Source organism: Streptomyces sp. NPDC056948 (genome assembly GCF_042674225.1).
Taxonomy (GTDB): Bacteria; Actinomycetota; Actinomycetes; order Streptomycetales; family Streptomycetaceae; genus Streptomyces; species Streptomyces purpurascens.
This window is the reverse complement of record NZ_JBHUQX010000009.1, coordinates 1-19980: the sequence shown is the minus strand read 5'-3', so window position 1 is coordinate 19980 and position 19980 is coordinate 1. Positions and strand designations below refer to the sequence as shown.

Below are 19980 nucleotides of genomic sequence, written 5' to 3'. Positions count from 1 at the left end.
GTCTCCCCCGTCGTCCCTCGTCCGTCGTCCGTCGAGTCATCTGCTGAACAGTTCGAACGCCACCGCGGGCCTGCCCCCGAACCGCTCGCCCGTGGCCTCGGCGTGCTTGGTCAGGAAGCCGCGGACGTACGTCTCCGGGTCCTGGTCGGTCAGCGCCTCGATGTAGCTGCGGTGTTCGAGCAGCGAGAGCACCGCCCGTTCCAGGCCGGACGTCGCGTCGACGGCGTGTGTGGGTGTGCTGGAACCGGCGACGGCGACCCAGCGCACCCCGTCCCACGGCTCGAGTCCCTGCTCGACGAGTTCCGTGAAGATCCACCGGTTGCCGGCGTCGCCGGCCGCGTCGAGCGTGGCGCGGCCGACGGCGACATGGTCCGGGGTGTTCCAGGCGACGCCGCCCCAGGTGTCCCGGTGGTTGAGCGTGATGACCAGCTCGGGCCGGTGCCGGCGGATCGCGGCGGCGATGTCACGGCGCAGGGCGGTGCCGTACTCGATGACGCCGTCCTTGTGGTCGAGGAACTCCACGGCCGAGACGCCGACGACCTCCGCGCTCGCCCGCTGCTCGCGCTCCCGTAGCGGGCCGCACTTGCCCGGCTCCAGCGTGTCGATGCCCGCCTCGCCCCGGGTCGCCAGCACATAGGCGACCTCGCGGCCCCCGTCGGTCCAGGCCGCGATCGCCGCCGAGCAGCCGTACTCGAGGTCGTCCGGGTGGGCCACGACCGCGAGGGCACGCCGCCAGTCGTCGGGCATGGGCTGGAGTTGAGTGGTCGTCATGTCCGCAGACTAGTCCGGGCCACCGGCCTCAGGCCTCGTCACGCGCCATGGCCAGCAGCCGGTCCAGGACGCGGGTGCCGCCGGTGCGTACTCCGTCGTGCTCGAACTCGTCCGTGATCCAGGTGCGCAGGCCGCGGATCGTGCGGGCGGTCCGCAGGGAGTGGGCCGTGTCGACGTACATGTCGTCGTGGTAGACGGCCGCGACGACCGGCACCTTGTTGGCGGCCAGGCGGGCCGCGTCGTACAGGGGTGTCCAATCGGTGCGGGCGGCGAGCAGGTCGGCGGTGTCGCGCAGGGGGCGCAGGGCCGGGTCGCAGTCGAACATCCAGGGGTGGATCGACTCGCCGGTGAACAGCAGCGGCTCGTCACCCGCGAGTGCCTTGGCGGCGTCGAACTGCGGGAACTCGGCGCGGACCCGCTCGGCCGACCAGGCGGTGGGCCGGCCGTCCTGGCCGTAGATCGCCTCGTGGACGAGGGCGTACAGCGGGTGACGGGCGTAGGACAGCATGCCCTGCACCTGCTCCTGGAAGGCGTCGGACAGTGTGGAGCCCTGCGGGGTGCGGACGAAGGCGTCCTCCAGGAGGTAGTGGAGGCGGTGGGTGCCGTCGCCGGTGCCGAGGAGGATGCCGAGGGACTGGAAAGCCTCGACGGTGAGCCGGTAGCCGTTCGGCAGGACCACGTCGTGTGTCAGCAGGTGGTCGGCGATCCGGCGGGCGCGCTCGGCGTCCTGCGGGTAGCGGGCGTAGTGGGCGGCGACCTTGCGTTCGATGCGCGGGAAGGCGGCCCGGTAGACGTCGTCGGCGTGGGCGTCCAGGGCGGGCAGCCCGCCGGTGAGCACGGCGGTGGCCAGCCCCTCGGGGGCGAGGGACAGGTAGCTGGTCACGCAGAAGCCGCCGAAGCTCTGACCGAGGACGGTCCAGGGCGCGCCGCCCGTGACCAGCGGGCGGATGGCCTCGCAGTCGCGGACGATCGAGTCGGCGCGGAAGCGGGTGAGGTAGTCGGCCTGCTCGGCGGGGCCGCCGCGCAACGGGAGCGTCTGCCGGTTCGCGGGCGTGGAGTGGCCGGTGCCGCGCTGGTCGAGGAGCAGGACGCGGAACTCCTTCAGGGCCCTGCCCAGCCAGCCGGGCCTGCCGACGGAGCGGTCCGCGCCGAAGCCGGGACCGCCCTGCAGATAGAGCAGCCAGGGCAGGTCCTGGTGGGCCTTGTCGCTCGCGACGACCTCGCGGGCGTACAGCTCGATCGTGTCGCCCTCGGGACGGTCGTGGTCGAGGGGGACGGAGAAGCGGCGGTCGGTGAGGACGACTCCGGGCTGGCGGTAGCTGACGGTCAACAGGGCTCCCGGGACGGGCGGATTTTCGGACCGCGTCCCAGTTCATCACAGGGAACGTCCGCGAGTGGGCCCTTCGGATCATGAAACCTTGCTGAACGGCCGTTCAGGCCTGGGGCGCCCTAGCGGGCGGACAGACTGGAGCGGCGGACCACCAGCTCCGGCTGGAGGACGACCCGTCGGTGCTCGTGCGGCTTCACCGCGCCCTCCGCCTCCGTCTCCTCCAGAAGCAGATCGGCCGCCATGGCGCCCATGGTGACGGCGGGCTGCCGTACCGAGGTGAGCGGGACGGCCGCCGCGGCCGCGAACTCGATGTCGTCGTAGCCGACGATGGCGAGGTCGTCGGGGACGCCCACGCCCGCCGCGTACATGGCCTGCAGAACGCCGAGTGCGAGCAGGTCGTTGGCGCAGAACACGGCGGTCGGCCGGTCGGCGAGGCCGAGCAGCCGGGCGCCGGCGTCCCGGCCCGCGGCGACGTCCAGCCGTTCGGTGGGCAGCTCGCGCAGCGCGTCGGGGCCGAGCCCGGCCTCGGCGAGCGCTTCCAGGGCGCCCGTACGCCGGTCGCGGACCTGGTTGAGGCCGGGCGGGCCGCTGACATACGCGATCGAGCGGTGCCCGGCGTCGACGAGGTGGCGTACCGCCAGGGCGCCGCCCGCGACGTCGTCGACGGAGACCGAGCACTCCGTGGTGCCCTCGGCGACGCGGTCGACCAGGACGAACGGGATGCCGTGCCGGCGGAAGGCCTCGATGTTGCGCCCCGTCGCGTCGGCGGGGGTGAGCAGCACGCCGCGTACGCGCTGCTCGGCGAAGAGCGACAGGTAGTCGGCCTCCTCGCCCGGGTTCTGGGCGCTGTTGCAGACCATCACGCCGAGTCCGGCCTGGCGGGCGGCACGCTCGGCGCCGCGCGCCACGTCGACGAAGAAGGGGTTGCCCATGTCGAGGACGAGCAGCCCCATGATCCGGCTGCGGCCCGCGCGAAGCTGCCGCGCGGACTCGCTGCGGACGTAGCCGAGCCGGTCTATCGCGGACTGCACGCGGGCCCGGGTCTCGGTCGCGACCGTGTCCGGGCGGTTGATCACGTTCGACACCGTGCCGACGGAGACTCCGGCGACACGGGCGACGTCCTTGATACCCACCGACTGGGACATCGGACAGGGACCTCCAGGGGGAGACGAGGGGACGGCGGCCGGAGCGGCTTCACATTACCGGCATGCCGCCCCGGCGACCGGGTCCGGTCAGGCGGGCAGACGGAAGTCGACGACGTGCAGCGCCGAGGGCGTCGTACCGCTGGATTTCTCCTGGTACATGAAGGACAGCACCCCGTCCTGCCCGACGCGTGTCTCGTCGATGACGACCTCGCCGAAGGCGTTGAGGCCACTGCCGTCGAACAGGATCTTCCAGTCGGTGTATCCGGAGGCCGCGGAGGCACCGGCGATCCGGCCGAAGGGGAAGACCGCGTACGCGTTGTCGTACTTGTCCAGGAGCAGCTTGGTGCGCTGGCTGGAGTTCAGCGGGACCGGGATCTCGGTCTTCTGCCAGGTGCCGGAGGCGTTCCTGCGGACGTGGAAGGCGCGGCCGTCGGCGGTCCGGTTCGCGACGTAGTTCGTGGTGCACTGCCCGAAGCGGCCGGGGACGTAGGAGATGATCGCGTGCGGCCGGCCCGCGGAGTCGGTGAACTGGCTCTCCTGGTTCATCAGGGAGTGGTCCGGGTTCAGCGGGTCGACGACCAGACCGGTGTCGTTCACGGACACCTTGTCGGAGCCGCCGGTGGTGCCGACGACGCCGCCGGCGTTGTTGCGCCAGGTACGGCCCCGGTCGTCGGAGTAGACGTAGCCGGTGTCGTGGTTGCTGATGCCGCCGCCGTCGCACATCACGGCGCCGTTCTGCTCGCGCCAGGTGAAGAAGGAGTGCAGCCGCCCGTTCCGGTCGTAGTCGATGCCGTGCAGGTACATGTTCCGGGCGGTCGAGGAGCCGTGCTCGCTGGTGTATGTGCCCGTCGAGCTCGACCACTCGCCGAGGTCGGTCCACTTCGTGCCGTCGTACTCGGCGAGCGCGTTGCGGCCGTTGCCGGAGACGGCGACGCGGTAGCTGAGCTGGAGCTTGCCGTCGGGCGTGGAGACGAACTGCGGGTAGGTGAACTGCGAGGTCAGCGCCAGCCCTTCGAGGGTGGACTGCGGCGCCCCGAAACGGGCGGCGGTCCAGCTCAGTCCACCGGGATTGTCCAGGAGCCCGGCGACCGACTTGACGTAGGTGAAACCGTCGCTGTGGGAGTCCATGTTGAGGTGCAGCCGGCCGTCGACCTTGGAGACGCCCATGGAGATGACGTTGTGGGAGTCGTTGTACCGCAGGGTGTGCCCGACCTTCACGGTCGACCAGGTGCTCGAACCGAGGGCGCGGCGGCCGACGACGGCGTTGCGGTCGGCGGTGTACCAGACGGCGTACTGGTAGCCCTTGTAGGTCAGCAGGCCGTTCTTCTGGAACGCGTTGTTGTTGACCAGTCCGTCGTAGGACACGAAGAAGACGGCCTGGCCGTCGAGCGTGGTGGTGCCGGTCCGGGTGACCGAGGGGCCGGGGCCGGCGGCCCGGGCGGTGCCGGAGGCGAGGGCGGGGCTCACCACGGCTCCGGCGAGGGCGGCGGCCAGCAGCGTACGTCTGTGCATCTCATGGACTCCATCGTCATACGAGGTGGAACACTTCCGTGAGCGGTTTCATGGCCTCGTCGGGCCGGGCGCCGTCCAGCGACTCGAAGAACGGCGCCATCTCCGCCTGCCAGCGGGCGTTGACGTCGGTGGCTTCCATCCCGGCCAGGGCGGCTGCGAAGTCCTCGGTCTCCAGGTAGCCGACGAGCAGTCCGTCCTCGCGCAGGAAGAGCGAGTAGTTGTGCCAGCCGGTGTCCGAGAGCGCCCGGCGCATCTCGGGCCACACGGTGGCGTGCCGCTCGCGGTACTCGTCGAGGCGGTCCGCCCTGACCTTCAGCAGGAAGCACACGCGCTGCATCAACAACCCTCCAGGGACTAGAAGTTGAACTGGTCGATGTTCTTGGCGTCGAACACGGTCGGCTTGCCGAGGCTGATCACGCCGTCCTTGCCGATGGTGTACTCGCCCATGGAGCCGGCCTTGAAGGTCTCGCCCTCCTTGCCGGTGATCTGCCCGGAGGACAGGGCGACGGCGGTACGGGCGGCCAGCTCGCCGAGCTTGGCCGGGTCCCACAGCTCGAACGCCTCGACGGTGCCGTTCTTGACGTACTTGCGCATGTCGTTCGGGGTGCCGAGACCGGTCAGCTTGACCTTGCCCTTGTACTTGGAGCCCGACAGGTACTGGGCGGCGGCCTTGATGCCGACGGTGGTCGGGGAGATGATCCCCTTCAGGTTCGGGTACTCCTGGAGCAGGCCCTGGGTCTGCTGGAAGGACTGCTGGGCGTCGTCGTTGCCGTACGCGGTCTTCACCAGCTTCATGTTCTTGTACTCGGGCTTCTTCAGCTCGTCCTTCATGAAGTCGATCCAGGTGTTCTGGTTCGTCGCGGTCTGCGCGGCGGACAGGATCGCTATCTCGCCCTTGTAGTCGAGCTGCTTGGCGAGCAGCTGCACCTCGGTGCGGCCCAGGTCCTCGGCGGACGCCTGCGAGACGAAGGCGTTGCGGCAGTCGGCCGTGGTGTCGGAGTCGTAGGTGACGACCTTGATGCCGTTCTTCATGGCCTGCTTGAGCGCGGTGCACAGGGCGCCCGGGTCCTGCGCGGAGACAGCCATCGCGTCGACCTGCTGCTGGGTGAGCGTGTTGACGTAACTGACCTGCCCGGAGGTGTCGGTGGCGCTGGACGGACCGACCTCCTTGTAGCTGGAGCCGAGTTCCTTCAGCGCCTTCTCGCCGCCCTTGTCGGCGGAGGTGAAGTACGGGTTGTTGACCTGCTTGGGCAGGAAGCCGACGGTCAGGCCCTTCTTGGTGGCGGCGTTCGGATCGGCCTTGCCGGCGGTGGCGGCGGATGCCCCTTCGTTCGCCACGTCCTTCTTGGTCGTCCCGCCACAGGCGGTGAGGGCCAGGGCGAGCGAGGTGGCGGTGGCGAGCGCCGCACAGCTGCGGCGGACGGTGGACTTGCGCATGTCGATGGTCCTTTACGAGGAAGGGCTGGGTGATGAGGTCGGAGTCGAGGCGGCGGCTCTGCGGCCCGCCCTCGCTACGGAGATCTGACGTGCGACCCGGGGGCCGAGCACGGAGAGGACGAGCAGCACGCCGGTGACGACGATCTGCGACTGAGCGGACACGTCCTGGAGGCTCATCACGTTCTGCAGCGCCCCGAGCAGGAACACCCCGGCGATCGCACCGCCCAACGTGCCCTTGCCGCCGTCGAAGTCGATCCCGCCGAGCAGCACCGCGGCCACGACCGACAGTTCGAGCCCGGTCGCGTTGTCGTAGCGGGCGCTGGCGTAGTGAAGAGCCCAGAAGATGCCGGTCAGGGAGGCCATCAACCCGGTCAGCGTGAACAGGAGCAGCTTCTGCCGCTTGACGCGGATACCGGCGAACCGCGCGGCCTCCTCACTCGCCCCGATCGCGAACAACGACCGCCCGAACGGGGTCGCGTGCAGCGCGACCACAGCGATGGCGAGCAGGACCAGGAACGGCAGGAAGGCGTACGGGATGAACGTGTCGCCGAGGCGCCCGGCCGCGAAGTCCAGGTACTGCGTGGGGAAGTCGGTCACCGCGTCGGACCCGAGCACGATCTGCGCGATACCCCGGTAGGCGGCGAGCGTGCCGATGGTGACGGCGAGGGACGGCAGGCCGAGCCTGGTCACCAGCAGACCGTTGATCAGCCCGCACACCACACCGAGGAGCAGGCAGATCGGGATGATCGTCTCGATGGCCATGCCCTGGTTCCACAGGGCACCCATCACGGCACCCGACAGGCCCGCCGTGGAGGCGACCGACAGGTCGATCTCCCCGGACACCACCAGAAGGGTCATCGGCAGGGCGATCAGCGCGATCGGAAGGGTGTTGCCGATCAGGAAGGACAGGTTGAGCGCGTTGCCGAATCCGTCGACGAACCCGAAGGAGAACAGCAGGACCACGATGAGCAGGGCGCCGACCACCGTGTCCCAGCGGACCGCTCGGCTCAGGGAGATGTCAGCCATGGCGGGCGTTCCTCTTCTTCAGGGCGGAGGCCACGCGCAGCGCGACGACCCGGTCGACCGCGATCGCGAGGATGAGCAGGATGCCGTTGATGGCGAGCACCCAGACCGAGCTGACGCCGAGGGCGGGCAGCACACTGTTGATGGAGGTCAGCAGCAGCGCACCGAGGGCCGCGCCGTAGACGCTGCCGGAGCCGCCGGTGAAGACGACGCCGCCGACGACGACCGCGCTGACGACGGTCAGTTCATAGCCGTTGCCGGTGCCGGAGTCGACGTTGCCGAACCGGGCGAGGTACATCGCGCCGGCGAGTCCGGCGAGGGCGCCGCAGAAGGTGTAGGCGGCGAGGATGCGCTTGCGGACGGGGATGCCGGCGAGCCGGGCGGCCTCCGGGTTGGAGCCGAGGGCGTACAGCTCGCGGCCGCTGCCGTAGTGCTTGAGGTAGTACGCCGTCGCCACCAGTACCGCCAGGGCGATCAGCGCCAGGTACGGCACCGCCCAGATGCCGCCGGAGCCGAAGTCGACGAACCCGCCGGGCAGATCGGCCGCGGTGATCTGGCGGGAGCCGACCCAGATGGAGTCGATGCCGCGGATGATGTAGAGCGTGCCGAGGGTGACGACGAGCGCGGGCACCTGGCCCAGGCTGACCAGCAGCCCGTTGAGCAGTCCGAAGCCGATGCCGAGCAGGACGGCCAGCGCGATCGCGACGACCGGGTTGCCCCCGCCCTGGAGATACGTTCCGGCGGCGAACGCGCTGATACCGAGCGTGGATCCGACGGACAGGTCGACGTTCCTCGTGATGACCACCAGGGACTGGCCCGTGGCGACCAGCACGAGGATCGTCGCGTTCAGCAGCAGGTCCTTGATGCCCTGCTCGGACAGGAACTCGCTGTTGCCGGCCTGGGTGACGGCGATCATCACCAGGAACACGACCAGGATGGCGAGTTCGCGCATCTTGAAGACCCGGTCGACCAGCCGCGTGCCGCTCGACTTGGGCACGTCGGCCACGGGGGCCTCTCGGGGAGTGACGACCGTCATGCGGCGGCCCTCCCGGTGGCTGCGGCCATCACGGTTTCCTCGGTGGCGTCGGAGCGCGGGATCTCGGCGGTGAGGCGGCCCTCGTGCATCACCAGCACGCGGTCGGCCATGCCGAGGATCTCGGGCAGGTCGGAGGAGATCATCAGGACGGCCACACCGTCGGCGGCGAGCTGGGACAGCAGCCGGTGCACCTCGGCCTTGGTGCCGACGTCGATGCCCCGGGTCGGCTCGTCGACGATCAGCACCTTGGGCCCGGTGGCCAGCCACTTGGCGAGCACGACCTTCTGCTGGTTGCCGCCGGACAGGGTGTTGACGGTGTCGGCGATCCGGGCGTACTTCACCTGGAGCTTGACGGCCCAGTCGAGGGAGCGGCTGCGCTCGGCGGCGCGGTCCATGAACCCGGCCCTGACGGTCGTACGGAGCCCGGTGAGGCCGATGTTCCGCTCGATGGACATGTCCATCACCAGGCCCTGGGCGCGCCGGTCCTCGGGGACCAGGGCGAGTCCGGCGGACATCGCCGTGGAGGGGGCGCCGTTGACGAGGGCCTTGCCCTGGACGGAGACCTCGCCCGCGTCCCAGCGGTCGATGCCGAACACGGCCCGGGCGACCTCCGTACGGCCCGCGCCGACGAGCCCGGCGAGGCCGACGATCTCGCCGTGCCGCACCTCGAAGGAGACGTCGGTGAACACGCCCTCGCGGGTCAGGCGGCGCACGCTCAGGGCGACTTCGCCCGGTGTCACGTCCTGCTTGGGGTACAGCTCGTCGAGGTCGCGGCCGACCATGCGGCGCACGAGGTCGTCCTCGGTCATGCCGTCCAGGGGCTCGCTGGCGATCCAGGCGCCGTCGCGCAGGGTGGTGACCCGCCGGGAGATCTCGAAGATCTCCTCCAGCCGGTGGGAGATGAACAGCACGGCGGCGCCCTGGTCGCGCAGGGTGCGTACGACGCCGAAGAGGCGGGCGACCTCGCTGCCGGTGAGGGCGGCGGTCGGCTCGTCCATGATCAGGACGCGGGCGTCGAAGGAGAGGGCCTTGGCGATCTCGACGATCTGCTGGTCGGCGATGGACAGGCCGCGGGCGGGCCGGTCGGGGTCGAGTTCGACACCGAGGCGCTCCATGAGGGCGGCGGTCGCGTTGTGCGTGGCCTTGTGGTCGATCCGGCCGAGGGCGCGCTTGGGCCGGCGGCCCATGTAGATGTTCTCGGCGATCGACAGGTCGGGGAAGAGCGTGGGCTCCTGGTAGATCACGGCGATGCCGGCGTCGCGGGCGTCGCCGGGGCCGTTGAAGACGACGGGCTCACCGTCGAGCAGCACCTGGCCGGCGTCCGGCCGATGCACTCCGGCGAGCGCCTTGATGAGGGTGGACTTGCCGGCACCGTTCTCGCCGGCGAGGGCGTGCACCTCCCCGGGGAACAGCTCCAGGGAGACATCCCGCAGTGCGCGGACCGCGCCGAAGGACTTGGACACGTCCCTCAGTGCCAGAACCGGGGCCGGACCCGTGGTGGACGGGTGGGTCATGAGGGCTCCTCGACGACGCCGGCGGGAGGCCCTCTCGGCGTCGTGAAAGGTTTCAACTGGATTGCCGGGACGTTAGGCGGGCCGCGCATGTCACGTCAATGGGTACCGGTCGAAAATATTTCGAGGACAGAAGGTCACGCACCGGTCACGGGAAACCGTGTGAGCCGGAGGGGTTGACACCCCTTCGGGGGGCCCATAGCTTCGCGTCCTGAATCGTTTCATTCAGTGGTCGTTACGACCCGATGCCACAGGAGCCCTGACGTGACCGAGCTCGCCGCGGCGAAGACCGCTCTCAAGACCCAGGCCGTCGAGACGCCGTCGTGGGCGTACGGGAACTCGGGCACCCGGTTCAAGGTGTTCGCGCAGGCGGGCGTGCCACGTGATCCGTACGAGAAGCTGGACGACGCCGGGAAGGTGCACGAGTTCACGGGGGCCGCCCCGACGGTCGCCCTGCACATTCCGTGGGACAAGGTCGACGACTACGCGGCGCTGGCGAAGCACGCGGAGCGGCGTGGTGTGCGGCTCGGCGCGATCAACTCCAACACCTTCCAGGACGACGACTACAAGCTCGGGAGCATCTGCCATCCGGACGCGGCGGTGCGGCGCAAGGCCGTGGATCATCTGCTGGAGTGCGTCGACATCATGGATGCGACGGGGTCGACGGATCTGAAGCTCTGGTTCGCCGACGGGACGAACTATCCCGGGCAGGACGACATCCGGGGGCGGCAGGAACGGCTGGCCGAGGGGCTCGCGGAGGTCTACGAGCGGCTGGGCGAGGGGCAGCGGATGCTGCTGGAGTACAAGTTCTTCGAGCCGGCGTTCTACGCGACGGATGTTCCGGACTGGGGGACGGCGTACGCCCACTGTCTGAAGCTCGGGCCGAAGGCGCAGGTCGTGGTCGACACGGGGCATCACGCGCCGGGGACCAATATCGAGTTCATCGTGGCGACGCTGTTGCGTGAGGGGAAGCTCGGGGGGTTCGACTTCAACTCGCGGTTCTACGCGGATGACGACCTGATGGTGGGGGCGGCGGATCCGTTCCAGTTGTTCCGGATCATGTATGAGGTGATTCGGGGTGGGGGGTTCGCGCCTGAGGTCGCTTTCATGCTCGATCAGTGTCACAACATCGAGGCGAAGATTCCGGCGATCATCCGGTCGGTGATGAATGTGCAGGAGGCTACGGCGAAGGCGTTGCTCGTTGACGGGGATGCGCTGGGTGCGGCGCAGGCGGCCGGGGATGTTCTTGAGGCCAATGCCGTGGTGATGGATGCATACAACACGGATGTGCGGCCGTTGCTGCGGGAGGTGCGGGAGGAACTGGGGTTGGATCCCGACCCTGTTTCGGCGTACCGGCGTTCGGGGTGGGGGGAGAAGATCGTTGCTGAGCGGGTGGGTGGGCAGCAGGCGGGGTGGGGTGCGTAAGCGTCTGCCGAGATCTGTTGTCTGCGGGGTGCGGGCCGTATGTGGCTGGTCGCGCAGTTCCCCGCGCCCCTAGGAACCTCCACTCTCCCTTCTTGAAAGGAACTGGCATTCATGGCACTCCATCCTGAGGCCGCCGCTCTGCTCGCTCGGTCGCACCGGCTCGGGGCCGATCCCCGGAACACCAACTACGCCGGGGGCAATGCCTCCGCCAAGGGCAGGGAGACCGATCCCGTCACCGGGGGTGATGTGGAGTTGATGTGGGTCAAGGGGTCCGGTGGGGATCTCGGGACGTTGACCGAGGCGGGGCTGGCCGTGTTGCGGCTGGATCGGATGCGGGCGCTGGTCGATGTGTATCCGGGGGTGGAGCGCGAGGACGAGATGGTCGCCGCGTTCGACTATTGCCTGCATGGGAAGGGCGGGGCGGCTCCTTCCATCGACACCGCCATGCACGGGCTGGTCGAGGCCGCTCATGTCGATCATCTGCATCCGGATTCCGGGATCGCGCTCGCCTGTGCCGCCGACGGGGAGAAGCTGACCGCCGAGTGTTTCGGGGACAGTGTGGTGTGGGTGCCCTGGCGGCGGCCCGGGTTCCAGCTCGGGCTGGACATCGCCGCCGTGAAGGAGGCCAATCCGGGGGCCATCGGGTGTGTGCTCGGCGGGCACGGGATCACCGCCTGGGGCGACACCTCCGAGGAGTGCGAGCGGAACTCGCTGCACATCATCCGGACCGCCGAGACGTTCCTCGCCGAGCGGGGGAAGGACGAGCCCTTCGGGCCGGTGATCGAGGGGTATGCCGCGCTGAGTGCCGGTGAGCGCCGGGAGCGGGCCGCCGCGCTCGCGCCGCATGTCCGCGCCCTCGCCTCCCAGGACCGGCCCCAGGTCGGGCACTTCAACGACTCCGAGGTCGTTCTCGACTTCCTCGCGAGCGCCGAGCATCCGCGGCTGGCCGCGCTGGGCACCTCCTGCCCGGACCACTTCCTGCGGACCAAGGTCCGGCCGCTCGTCCTCGACCTGCCGCCGGCCGCTCCGCTCGACGAGGCCGTCGCCCGGCTCAAGGAGCTGCACGCCGAGTACCGCGAGGAGTACGCCGCCTACTACCAGCGGCACGCCCTGCCCGACTCCCCCGCCATGCGCGGCGCCGACCCCGCGATCGTGCTGGTCCCGGGCGTGGGCATGTTCAGCTTCGGCAAGGACAAGCAGACCGCCCGGGTGGCCGGGGAGTTCTACGTCAACGCCATCAATGTGATGCGCGGGGCGGAGGCTGTCTCCACGTACGCGCCCATCGAGGAGTCGGAGAAGTTCCGTATCGAGTACTGGGCGCTGGAGGAGGCCAAGCTTCAGCGGATGCCGAAGCCCAAGGCCCTGGCCACGCGGGTCGCGCTCGTCACCGGTGCCGGCAGTGGGATCGGGAAGGCCATCGCGCAGCGGCTCGTGGCCGAGGGCGCGTGTGTGGTCGTCGCGGACCTCAACGGCGAGAACGCCCGGGCCGTCGCCGAGGAGCTGGGCGGGTCCGACAAGGCCGTAGCGGTGACGGTGGACGTCACGTCCGAGGAGCAGATCGCCGAGGCGTTCCGGGCGGCCGTGCTGGCCTTCGGCGGAGTCGACCTCGTCGTCAACAACGCGGGGATCTCGATCTCCAAGCCGCTGCTGGAGACCTCCGCCAAGGACTGGGATCTGCAGCACGACATCATGGCGCGCGGGTCCTTCCTGGTGTCGCGGGAAGCGGCGCGGGTGATGATCGCGCAGGGGCTCGGGGGCGACATCGTCTACATCGCCTCGAAGAACGCCGTGTTCGCGGGACCCAACAACATCGCCTATTCGGCCACCAAGGCCGACCAGGCCCACCAGGTGCGGCTGCTCGCCGCCGAGCTGGGCGAGCACGGGGTCCGGGTCAACGGGATCAACCCGGACGGTGTCGTGCGCGGCTCCGGGATCTTCGCCGGGGGGTGGGGGGCGAAGCGGGCCGCCGTGTACGGGGTCGAGGAGGAGAAGCTCGGTGAGTTCTACGCGCAGCGGACCATCCTCAAGCGCGAGGTGCTGCCCGAGCATGTGGCCAACGCCGTCTTCGCCCTGACCGGCGGGGACCTGACCCACACCACCGGGCTGCACATCCCGGTCGACGCCGGCGTCGCGGCCGCCTTCCTGCGATGAGCGCGGGTGTGAAGTCGTACGCCGCGGTCGACCTCGGCGCGTCCAGCGGGCGCGTCATGGTCGGCCGTGTCGGCTCGGACTCGCTGGAGCTGAGCGAGGCCCACCGCTTCCCGAACCGGCCGGTGCGCGTGCCGGAGGGGCTGCGCTGGGACGTGCTCGGGCTCTACGCGGGTGTGCTGGACGGACTGAAGGCCGCCGGGCGGGTCGACTCCGTCGGGATCGACAGCTGGGCCGTGGACTACGGACTGCTGGACGCCGACGGGGCGCTGCTCGGGAACCCGGTGCACTACCGCGACAGCCGTACCGAGGGCGTCGCCGAGAAGGTGTGGGCGACCGTGCCCGCCGAGGAGCTGTACGCGGCGACGGGTCTGCAGTACGCGCCCTTCAACACCCTGTATCAACTGACCGCCGCCCGGTCCACGGCCCAGCTCGACCGGGCCCGGCGGCTGTTGCTGATGCCGGATCTGCTGACGTACTGGCTGACCGGTGAGCAGGGCACGGAGCTGACCAACGCCTCGACGACCCAGCTGATCGATCCGCGCACGCGGGACTGGGCGTACGACGTCGCGGAGCGGCTGGGCATCGACCTCGGGCTGTTCGCGCCGCTGCGGCGGCCCGGGGATCCGGCGGGTGTGCTGCGGCCGGAGGTGCTGGAGGAGACCGGGCTGACCGGTCCCGTGCCGGTGACGGCCGTCGGGTCCCACGACACCGCGTCGGCGGTCGCCGCCGTACCGGCGTCGGGCGAGCGGTTCGCGTACATCTGCACCGGCACCTGGTCGCTGGCCGGTCTGGAGCTGGCCTCGCCGGTGCTGACCGAGGAGAGCCGGGCGGCCAACTTCACCAACGAGCTGGGCCTGGACGGCACGGTCCGGTATCTGCGCAACATCATGGGGCTGTGGCTGCTCCAGGAGTGCGAGCGGGCCTGGGGTGAGACGGATCTGGGCGCGCTGCTGCTGGAGGCCTCCAAGGTGCCGGCGCTGCGGTCGGTCGTCGATGCCGGTGACGCGGCCTTTCTCGCGCCGGGGCGGATGCCCGAGCGGATCGCCGAGGCGTGCCGGGCCTCGGGGCAGCCCGTGCCCGAGTCGCCGGCCGAGGTGACGCGCTGCATCCTCGACTCCCTCGCCCTCGCGCACCGCAAGGCCGTGCGGGATGCCCAGCGGTTGGCCGGGCATCCGGTCGACGTGGTGCATGTCGTGGGCGGGGGTACGCGCAACGCGCTGCTGTGCCAGCTCACCGCCGACGCCTGCGGGCTGCCGGTGGTCGCCGGGCCGACGGAGGCCGCCGCACTGGGCAATGTGCTGGTGCAGGCGCGGGCGCACGGTCTGGTCGGTGACCTGGCGGGGATGCGGCGGCTGCTCGTCCGTACGCAGCCGCTCACCAGGTACGAGCCGCGCGGCGGGACCGAGCGGTGGCGCGCCGCGCAGGACCGGCTCGCCGGGGACTGACGGGGTCTCCCCCGGGTCTTGTCCCCGCACTACGCTTCACTCATCCGATGATCGACCACAAGGAGCCGCGATGCGTGTCGCCCTGTTCCTGACCTGCGTCAACGACACGCTGTATCCGGACACCGGGCGCGCCGTGGTGAAACTGCTGACCAGACTGGGCGTCGACGTCGACTTCCCGATGGCGCAGACCTGCTGCGGACAGGCGCACTACAACACCGGATACCGTCACGAGGCCGAGCCGCTCGCCCGGCATTTCTCCGATGTCTTCGGTGAGTACGAGGCGATCGTGACGCCGTCCGGGTCGTGCGGGGCGATGGTGCGGGAGCTGTATCCGCGGATGGGCGAGCGGGCCCGGGCCGAGGGGCGTGGGGACACCCTCGCGGCCACGCTGGCGCCGGTGGTGCCGAAGACGTACGAGCTCACGGAGTTCCTGGTGGACGTGCTGGGCGTGACGGACGTCGGGGCGTACTACCCGCACAGGGTGACGTACCACCCGACCTGTCACGGGCTGCGCGGACTCGGGCTCGGCGACCGGCCGCGGCGGCTGCTCCAGGCCGTGCGGGGGCTGGAGCTCGCCGAGCTGCCGGGGGCCGACGAGTGCTGCGGGTTCGGCGGCACCTTCGCCCTGAAGAACTCCGATGTCTCGGCGGCGATGGGCACCGACAAGGTGCGCAACGCCGAGTCGACGGGCGCCGAGGTGCTGTGCGCGGCCGACAACTCCTGTCTGATGCACATCGGCGGGACGATGACCCGGCTGCGGACCGGCATGCGGCCGGTGCACCTGGCGGAGATCCTGGCGAGCACGGAGGAGGAACCGGCCGTATGAGCGGGACGTATCTCGGCATGCCGGCGTTTCCGGAGGCCGCGCGGGAGGCCGTGGGCAACGAGACCCTGCGCGGCAATCTGCGGCACGCCACGCACACCATCCGCGCCAAGCGGGCGAAGGCCGTCGCAGAGGTGTCCGACTGGGCCGAGCTGCGCGAGGCGGGCAAGCGCATCAAGGACCACACGCTGCGCCATCTCGACCGGTACCTCGAGCAGTTGGAGGAGTCGGTCACGGCGGCGGGCGGCATCGTCCACTGGGCCGCCGACGCGGACGAGGCCAACGAGATCGTGACCCAGCTCGTGAAGATGACCGGCGAGTCGGAGGTCGTCAAGGTCAAGTCGATGGCCACGCAGGAGATCGGGCTCAACGAGGCGCTGGAGGCCGAGGGCATCCACGCCTACGAGACCGATCTCGCCGAGCTGATCGTGCAGTTGGGCAAGGACCGGCCCTCGCACATCCTCGTCCCGGCCATCCACCGCAACCGGGGCGAGATCCGGGACATCTTCCGCTCCGAGATGAGCGAGTGGGGCCGCCCGGCCCCCGAGGGCCTCACCGACACGCCCGCCGAACTCGCCGAGGCGGCCCGGCTGCATCTGCGGGAGAAGTTCCTGCGCGCCAAGGTCGGCATCTCCGGCGCCAACTTCATGGTCGCCGAGACGGGCACCCTGGTGGTCGTGGAGTCGGAGGGCAACGGCCGGATGTGCCTGACCCTGCCCGAGACACTCATCTCGGTCGTCGGCATCGAGAAGATCGTGCCCACGTGGCGGGACCTGGAGGTGTTCCTGCAGACCCTCCCCCGCTCCTCCACGGCCGAGCGCATGAACCCGTACACCTCGATGTGGACCGGCACGACGGACTCCGGGACGGCGGACGGGCCGAGCACGTTCCATCTGGTGCTGCTGGACAACGGCCGCACCGACACCCTCGCCGACGAGGTCGGCCGGCAAGCGCTGCGCTGTATCCGCTGCTCGGCGTGTCTCAACGTCTGCCCGGTGTACGAGCGGGCCGGCGGCCACGCATACGGCTCCGTGTACCCGGGTCCGATCGGCGCGATCCTCAGCCCTCAACTGCGGGGCACGGCCAGCGAGATCGACGCCTCGCTGCCGTACGCGTCCTCGCTGTGCGGGGCGTGCTACGAGGTGTGCCCGGTCGCCATCGACATTCCCGAGGTGCTGGTGCATCTGCGGGAACGGGTCGTGGAGGGCGGTGAGGTCACCCGGGAGGGCAACAAGGTGGTGCTGCGTCCGGCGAAGGGGCATGCCGCCGAGCGTGCGGCGATGCGGGCGGCCCGCTGGGCGTTCACGCACCCGGGCGCGCTGCGCACCGGCCAGCGCGCCGCCTCCCGGACCCGCCGTTTCCATCCCCGTACGCTGCCGGGGCCCGGCCGGGCCTGGAGCGGGACCCGGGATCTGCCGCCGGTGCCCGCCGAACCGTTCCGGGACTGGTGGCAGCGCACGCGCGGCGGGAAGGACGAGGCCAAGTGAACAGCAGGGAGCGCATCCTGGGCCGGGTGCGGCGCGCGCTGGCGGACGTGCCTGGGGACGACAGTCCGTACGAGCAGGCGGTTCCGCGTGACTATGTGCGTGAGCACGGGGACCGGAGTACCGAGCAGACCGTCGAGCTGCTGGCCGAGAACCTGGCGGACTACCGGGCCGTCGTGCACCGCACGGACGCCGAGGGGCTGGCCGCGCTGATCGCGGGGCTGCTCGACAAGCGCGGGTCGGCTTCGCTGCTGGTGCCGCCCGGGCTGGACTCCGCGTGGCTGGAGCGGACCGGGGTGACGCGGGTGCCGGACCGGGCGGAGAGCACTCCGGGCGAACTCGACCGGGTGGACAGTGTCGTGACGGCCTGTGCGGTCGCGATCGCGGAGACCGGCACGATCGTGCTGGACGGCTCGCCCGACCAGGGACGGCGCCGGATCACCCTCGTCCCGGACCACCACATCTGCGTCGTGCGCGTGCCCGGGCAGGTCGTGTCGTCGGTGCCGCAGGGCCTCGAACGGCTCGACCCGGTACGGCCGTTGACCTGGATCTCCGGGCCGTCGGCGACCAGTGACATCGAGCTGGACCGGGTCGAGGGGGTGCACGGTCCGCGCACGCTGGAGGTGATCCTGGTGAGCGAGGACCGGCCCGGGGCTCAGGGCAGGATCGAGTCGACGTAGCCGCCGTCGACGCGCAGGGCGCCGCCCGTGGTCGCCGAGGCCTGGTCGGAGCCCAGGTAGACGACCATGTTCGCGATCTCCTCCGGCTCGATCAGCCGCTGGAGCAGGGACTGCGGCCGGTGCTGCCGCATGAACGCGCGCTGGGCCTCGTCCCAGGGCAGGTCGCGGTCGACGAGCTGGTAGACGAAGTCCTCGACGCCGCCGGTGTGGGTCGGCCCCGCGATGACGGAGTTCACCGTGACGCCCGTGCCGGCCGCCTGCTTGGCGAAGCCCCGGCTCACCGCGAGCAGGGCGGTCTTCGACATGCCGTAGTGGATCATCTCGGCGGGGACGACGACCGCCGAGTCGCTGGCGATGTACTGCACCCGGCCCCAGCCGCGTTCGGTCATGCCGGGCAGGACGAGACGGGTGAGGCGTACGGCCGCCAGGACGTTCACCTCGAAGTAGCGCCGCCACTCGTCGTCGCTGATCTCCAGGGGGTCTGCGGACTCGAAGACACCGAGGTTGTTGACGAGGATGTCCACCTGCCCCAGGGCGTCCACCGCCTGCCGCGCGCCCTCTTCTTTCGTCACGTCGGCGGCCACGGGCACCAGGTCGGCGCCGGGGACCTCGCCCCGCATCCGGTCCACGGCCTCCCGCACCCGTCCGGGCGAACGGCCGTTGACACCCACCCTGGCGCCCGCCCGGGCCAGACCCGAGGCGATCGCGGCGCCGATGCCCTGCGTGGAGCCGGTCACCAGAGCGGTGCGGCCCTTCAGATCGATCTGCATGCCGGGTCAACCCTTTCGGTGCTGGTGTGATCGGGTACCCCCGGGGTGTCGCTGAGTACACCCCCCGATACGGGTTCTGCGGCCAGTGTGGTCACGTCACCTTCTCCGTAGCGTCGAGGACGAGACACAGGGCGTGTCGGACGAAGGGGGGACGACGATGGTGCGCAACGGCCCACGAAAGGACCAGGACCCGGGACCCGCGGCCGAGGCGCTGCGGCTGGTCAAGGTCACCAAGACGTACGGGAGCGCCGACAGCGCCGTGACCGCCCTGGACGGTGTGACGCTCGGTCTGGGGCGTGGCACGTTCACCGCGGTGATGGGGCCGTCCGGTTCCGGCAAGTCGACACTGCTGCAGTGCGCGGCCGGGCTCGACCGGCCCGACAGCGGGATCGTGCAGGTCGACGGCACGGAACTGACGGGCGGCGGCGAGGCCGAACTGACGAGGTTCCGGCGCGGCCGGATCGGGTTCGTGTTCCAGCAGTACAACCTGCTGGAGACGCTGACCGTCGCTCAGAACACGGTGCTGCCACTGAAGCTGGCCGGGCGGCGGGTGAACCGGCAGCGGGTCCGCGAGGTGCTGACCGCGGTGGGACTGGGTGACCGGCTCGGACACCGGCCCGATCAGTTGTCGGGCGGTCAGCGCCAGCGGGTCGCGATCGCCCGGGCGCTCGTCACCGAACCGCGGGTGATCTTCGCGGACGAGCCGACGGGCGCACTGGACACGCGCAGCGCGCGGGACGTGCTGCGACTGCTCCGGCAGGCGGTGCGGGTGCACGGCCGGACGGTGGTGATGGTGACGCACGACCCGGTCGCCGCCTCGTACGCCGACACCGTGCTGTTCCTGGCGGACGGCCGGCTCGCGGGCCGGATGGACGCGCCGACGGCCGACGCGGTCGCCGAGCGGCTGGCGCACCTGGGCGACGACGTGCGGGTGGGGGTGTGAGCCGTGTTCGTCCTCGCGATGCGGTCGATACGGCAGCGGCCCGGGCGGTTCCTGGCGACCCTGCTGTCCGCGTTCCTCGGCGCGGCGATCGTCATGACGTTCAACTCGATGCACGACACGGCCGGGCAGCCGGGCGTGGACCCGGTGAGCAAGGAGACCCTGTCCACCGCGGCGGGCGTGGTCGGTGGCTACGGCAGCCTGCTGGTGTTCTTCGCGATCGCCTCGACGCTGACGGTGAACGTGCGTCAGCGGGCCGCCGAGATGGAGCTGTTGCGCTGCTCGGGGGCGACTCCGGCGCAGCTCAAGCGGATGGTCGTGGGTGAGGCGCTGGCCGTGGCCCTGGTGGGCGCGGGGCTGGCGATCGGCCCGGCGCTGCTCGGCGGCCGGGCGCTGCTGGAGGTGTTCCAGGACAGCGGTCAGGTCGCCCGGTCCGTCGAGTACTCCTTCGGTCCGGTGGCGTCGGCGTCCGGTATCGGCGTCACGCTGCTCGCGGC

The 19980-nt window shown here is 70.6% G+C and carries 18 protein-coding genes; 8 read left to right on the top strand and 10 right to left on the bottom strand.

The features are described from left to right. Nucleotides 1-36: 36 nt before the first annotated feature. From ACFTZL_RS02385 to ACFTZL_RS02345, 9 genes are all read right to left on the bottom strand, one after another. Nucleotides 37-771 carry a PIG-L deacetylase family protein gene (locus tag ACFTZL_RS02385; RefSeq protein WP_382577221.1) on the bottom strand — a complete coding sequence of 245 codons (735 nt, stop codon included), beginning with the start codon at nucleotides 769-771 and terminating at the stop codon, nucleotides 37-39. Nucleotides 772-799: 28 nt separating this feature from the next. Then, entirely contained in the window at nucleotides 800-2101 is a 1302-nt protein-coding gene (locus ACFTZL_RS02380; RefSeq protein ID WP_382577219.1) for an alpha/beta fold hydrolase, read from the bottom strand. Nucleotides 2102-2220: 119 nt separating this feature from the next. Then, entirely contained in the window at nucleotides 2221-3246 is a 1026-nt protein-coding gene (locus ACFTZL_RS02375) for a LacI family DNA-binding transcriptional regulator (RefSeq protein WP_382577216.1), read from the bottom strand. 87 nt (nucleotides 3247-3333) lie between these two features. Then, nucleotides 3334-4758, bottom strand: coding sequence for a BNR repeat-containing protein (locus ACFTZL_RS02370; RefSeq protein WP_382577214.1), 1425 nt, complete (start codon nucleotides 4756-4758; stop codon nucleotides 3334-3336). Nucleotides 4759-4774: 16 nt separating this feature from the next. Further along, nucleotides 4775-5095 carry an L-rhamnose mutarotase gene (locus tag ACFTZL_RS02365; protein ID WP_382577211.1) on the bottom strand — a complete coding sequence of 107 codons (321 nt, stop codon included), beginning with the start codon at nucleotides 5093-5095 and terminating at the stop codon, nucleotides 4775-4777. 17 nt (nucleotides 5096-5112) lie between these two features. Continuing rightward, a complete protein-coding gene (gene rhaS, locus ACFTZL_RS02360) occupies nucleotides 5113-6195 on the bottom strand; it encodes a rhamnose ABC transporter substrate-binding protein (RefSeq protein ID WP_382577209.1) in 1083 nt (360 codons plus the stop codon). A 12-nt stretch (nucleotides 6196-6207) separates the two neighbouring features. Continuing rightward, nucleotides 6208-7221, bottom strand: a complete 1014-nt coding sequence (locus tag ACFTZL_RS02355) for an ABC transporter permease (RefSeq protein WP_382577207.1) — start codon at nucleotides 7219-7221, stop codon at nucleotides 6208-6210. After that, a complete protein-coding gene (locus tag ACFTZL_RS02350) occupies nucleotides 7214-8254 on the bottom strand; it encodes an ABC transporter permease (RefSeq protein WP_382577205.1) in 1041 nt (346 codons plus the stop codon). Before ACFTZL_RS02350 ends, ACFTZL_RS02355 begins: the two co-directional genes overlap by 8 nt. Beyond that, nucleotides 8251-9768 (bottom strand): sugar ABC transporter ATP-binding protein, encoded by a 1518-nt coding sequence (locus tag ACFTZL_RS02345; protein ID WP_382577203.1) that lies wholly within the window; start codon nucleotides 9766-9768, stop codon nucleotides 8251-8253. The genes ACFTZL_RS02350 and ACFTZL_RS02345 overlap by 4 nt, the downstream gene beginning before the upstream one ends. Before the next feature lie 261 nt (nucleotides 9769-10029). On the opposite strand from ACFTZL_RS02345, the gene rhaI reads away from it, so the two are divergent. The 6 genes from rhaI (at nucleotide 10030) to ACFTZL_RS02315 (ending at nucleotide 17773) form a co-directional block, all read left to right on the top strand. Beyond that, a complete protein-coding gene (gene rhaI, locus ACFTZL_RS02340; RefSeq protein ID WP_382577200.1) occupies nucleotides 10030-11190 on the top strand; it encodes an L-rhamnose isomerase in 1161 nt (386 codons plus the stop codon). 111 nt (nucleotides 11191-11301) lie between these two features. Beyond that, nucleotides 11302-13341 carry a bifunctional aldolase/short-chain dehydrogenase gene (locus tag ACFTZL_RS02335; RefSeq protein WP_382577197.1) on the top strand — a complete coding sequence of 680 codons (2040 nt, stop codon included), beginning with the start codon at nucleotides 11302-11304 and terminating at the stop codon, nucleotides 13339-13341. After that, on the top strand, nucleotides 13338-14786 hold the full coding sequence (locus tag ACFTZL_RS02330) for a rhamnulokinase family protein (protein WP_382577194.1): 1449 nt from the start codon (nucleotides 13338-13340) through the stop codon (nucleotides 14784-14786). The genes ACFTZL_RS02335 and ACFTZL_RS02330 overlap by 4 nt, the downstream gene beginning before the upstream one ends. A gap of 70 nt (nucleotides 14787-14856) precedes the next feature. After that, nucleotides 14857-15612 carry a (Fe-S)-binding protein gene (locus tag ACFTZL_RS02325; RefSeq protein ID WP_382577192.1) on the top strand — a complete coding sequence of 252 codons (756 nt, stop codon included), beginning with the start codon at nucleotides 14857-14859 and terminating at the stop codon, nucleotides 15610-15612. Beyond that, nucleotides 15609-17096 (top strand): LutB/LldF family L-lactate oxidation iron-sulfur protein, encoded by a 1488-nt coding sequence (locus ACFTZL_RS02320; protein WP_382577190.1) that lies wholly within the window; start codon nucleotides 15609-15611, stop codon nucleotides 17094-17096. Before ACFTZL_RS02325 ends, ACFTZL_RS02320 begins: the two co-directional genes overlap by 4 nt. After that, nucleotides 17093-17773, top strand: a complete 681-nt coding sequence (locus ACFTZL_RS02315; RefSeq protein WP_382577188.1) for a lactate utilization protein C — start codon at nucleotides 17093-17095, stop codon at nucleotides 17771-17773. The genes ACFTZL_RS02320 and ACFTZL_RS02315 overlap by 4 nt, the downstream gene beginning before the upstream one ends. Here the strand turns inward: ACFTZL_RS02315 and ACFTZL_RS02310 are convergent. Next, nucleotides 17749-18543: an SDR family NAD(P)-dependent oxidoreductase gene (locus ACFTZL_RS02310; protein ID WP_382577186.1), complete on the bottom strand. Its 795-nt coding sequence runs from the start codon at nucleotides 18541-18543 to the stop codon at nucleotides 17749-17751. The two genes, ACFTZL_RS02315 and ACFTZL_RS02310, sit on opposite strands and share 25 nt — an antisense overlap. A 157-nt stretch (nucleotides 18544-18700) precedes the next feature. Here ACFTZL_RS02310 and ACFTZL_RS02305 point away from each other — a divergent pair, with 157 nt between their 5' ends. Continuing rightward, nucleotides 18701-19486, top strand: coding sequence for an ABC transporter ATP-binding protein (locus tag ACFTZL_RS02305; protein WP_382577280.1), 786 nt, complete (start codon nucleotides 18701-18703; stop codon nucleotides 19484-19486). A 3-nt stretch (nucleotides 19487-19489) separates the two neighbouring features. After that, nucleotides 19490-19980, top strand: a 491-nt coding sequence (locus ACFTZL_RS02300) for an FtsX-like permease family protein (protein ID WP_382577184.1), incomplete at its 3' end; no start/stop codon positions are given.

What these genes read in the sequence shown, in the direction of transcription:
- ACFTZL_RS02320 (WP_382577190.1), top strand. Translation starts at nt 15,609, where the DNA reads ATGAGCGGGACGTATCTCGGCATGCCGGCGTTTCCGGAGGCCGCGCGG.
- ACFTZL_RS02355 (WP_382577207.1), bottom strand. Translation starts at nt 7,221, where the DNA reads ATGGCTGACATCTCCCTGAGCCGAGCGGTCCGCTGGGACACGGTGGTC.
- ACFTZL_RS02335 (WP_382577197.1), top strand. Translation starts at nt 11,302, where the DNA reads ATGGCACTCCATCCTGAGGCCGCCGCTCTGCTCGCTCGGTCGCACCGG.
- rhaS (WP_382577209.1), bottom strand. Translation starts at nt 6,195, where the DNA reads ATGCGCAAGTCCACCGTCCGCCGCAGCTGTGCGGCGCTCGCCACCGCC.
- ACFTZL_RS02310 (WP_382577186.1), bottom strand. Translation starts at nt 18,543, where the DNA reads ATGCAGATCGATCTGAAGGGCCGCACCGCTCTGGTGACCGGCTCCACG.
- ACFTZL_RS02350 (WP_382577205.1), bottom strand. Translation starts at nt 8,254, where the DNA reads ATGACGGTCGTCACTCCCCGAGAGGCCCCCGTGGCCGACGTGCCCAAG.
- ACFTZL_RS02325 (WP_382577192.1), top strand. Translation starts at nt 14,857, where the DNA reads ATGCGTGTCGCCCTGTTCCTGACCTGCGTCAACGACACGCTGTATCCG.
- ACFTZL_RS02330 (WP_382577194.1), top strand. Translation starts at nt 13,338, where the DNA reads ATGAGCGCGGGTGTGAAGTCGTACGCCGCGGTCGACCTCGGCGCGTCC.
- ACFTZL_RS02365 (WP_382577211.1), bottom strand. Translation starts at nt 5,095, where the DNA reads ATGCAGCGCGTGTGCTTCCTGCTGAAGGTCAGGGCGGACCGCCTCGAC.
- ACFTZL_RS02385 (WP_382577221.1), bottom strand. Translation starts at nt 771, where the DNA reads ATGACGACCACTCAACTCCAGCCCATGCCCGACGACTGGCGGCGTGCC.
- ACFTZL_RS02370 (WP_382577214.1), bottom strand. Translation starts at nt 4,758, where the DNA reads ATGCACAGACGTACGCTGCTGGCCGCCGCCCTCGCCGGAGCCGTGGTG.
- ACFTZL_RS02305 (WP_382577280.1), top strand. Translation starts at nt 18,701, where the DNA reads ATGGTGCGCAACGGCCCACGAAAGGACCAGGACCCGGGACCCGCGGCC.
- ACFTZL_RS02375 (WP_382577216.1), bottom strand. Translation starts at nt 3,246, where the DNA reads ATGTCCCAGTCGGTGGGTATCAAGGACGTCGCCCGTGTCGCCGGAGTC.
- ACFTZL_RS02345 (WP_382577203.1), bottom strand. Translation starts at nt 9,768, where the DNA reads ATGACCCACCCGTCCACCACGGGTCCGGCCCCGGTTCTGGCACTGAGG.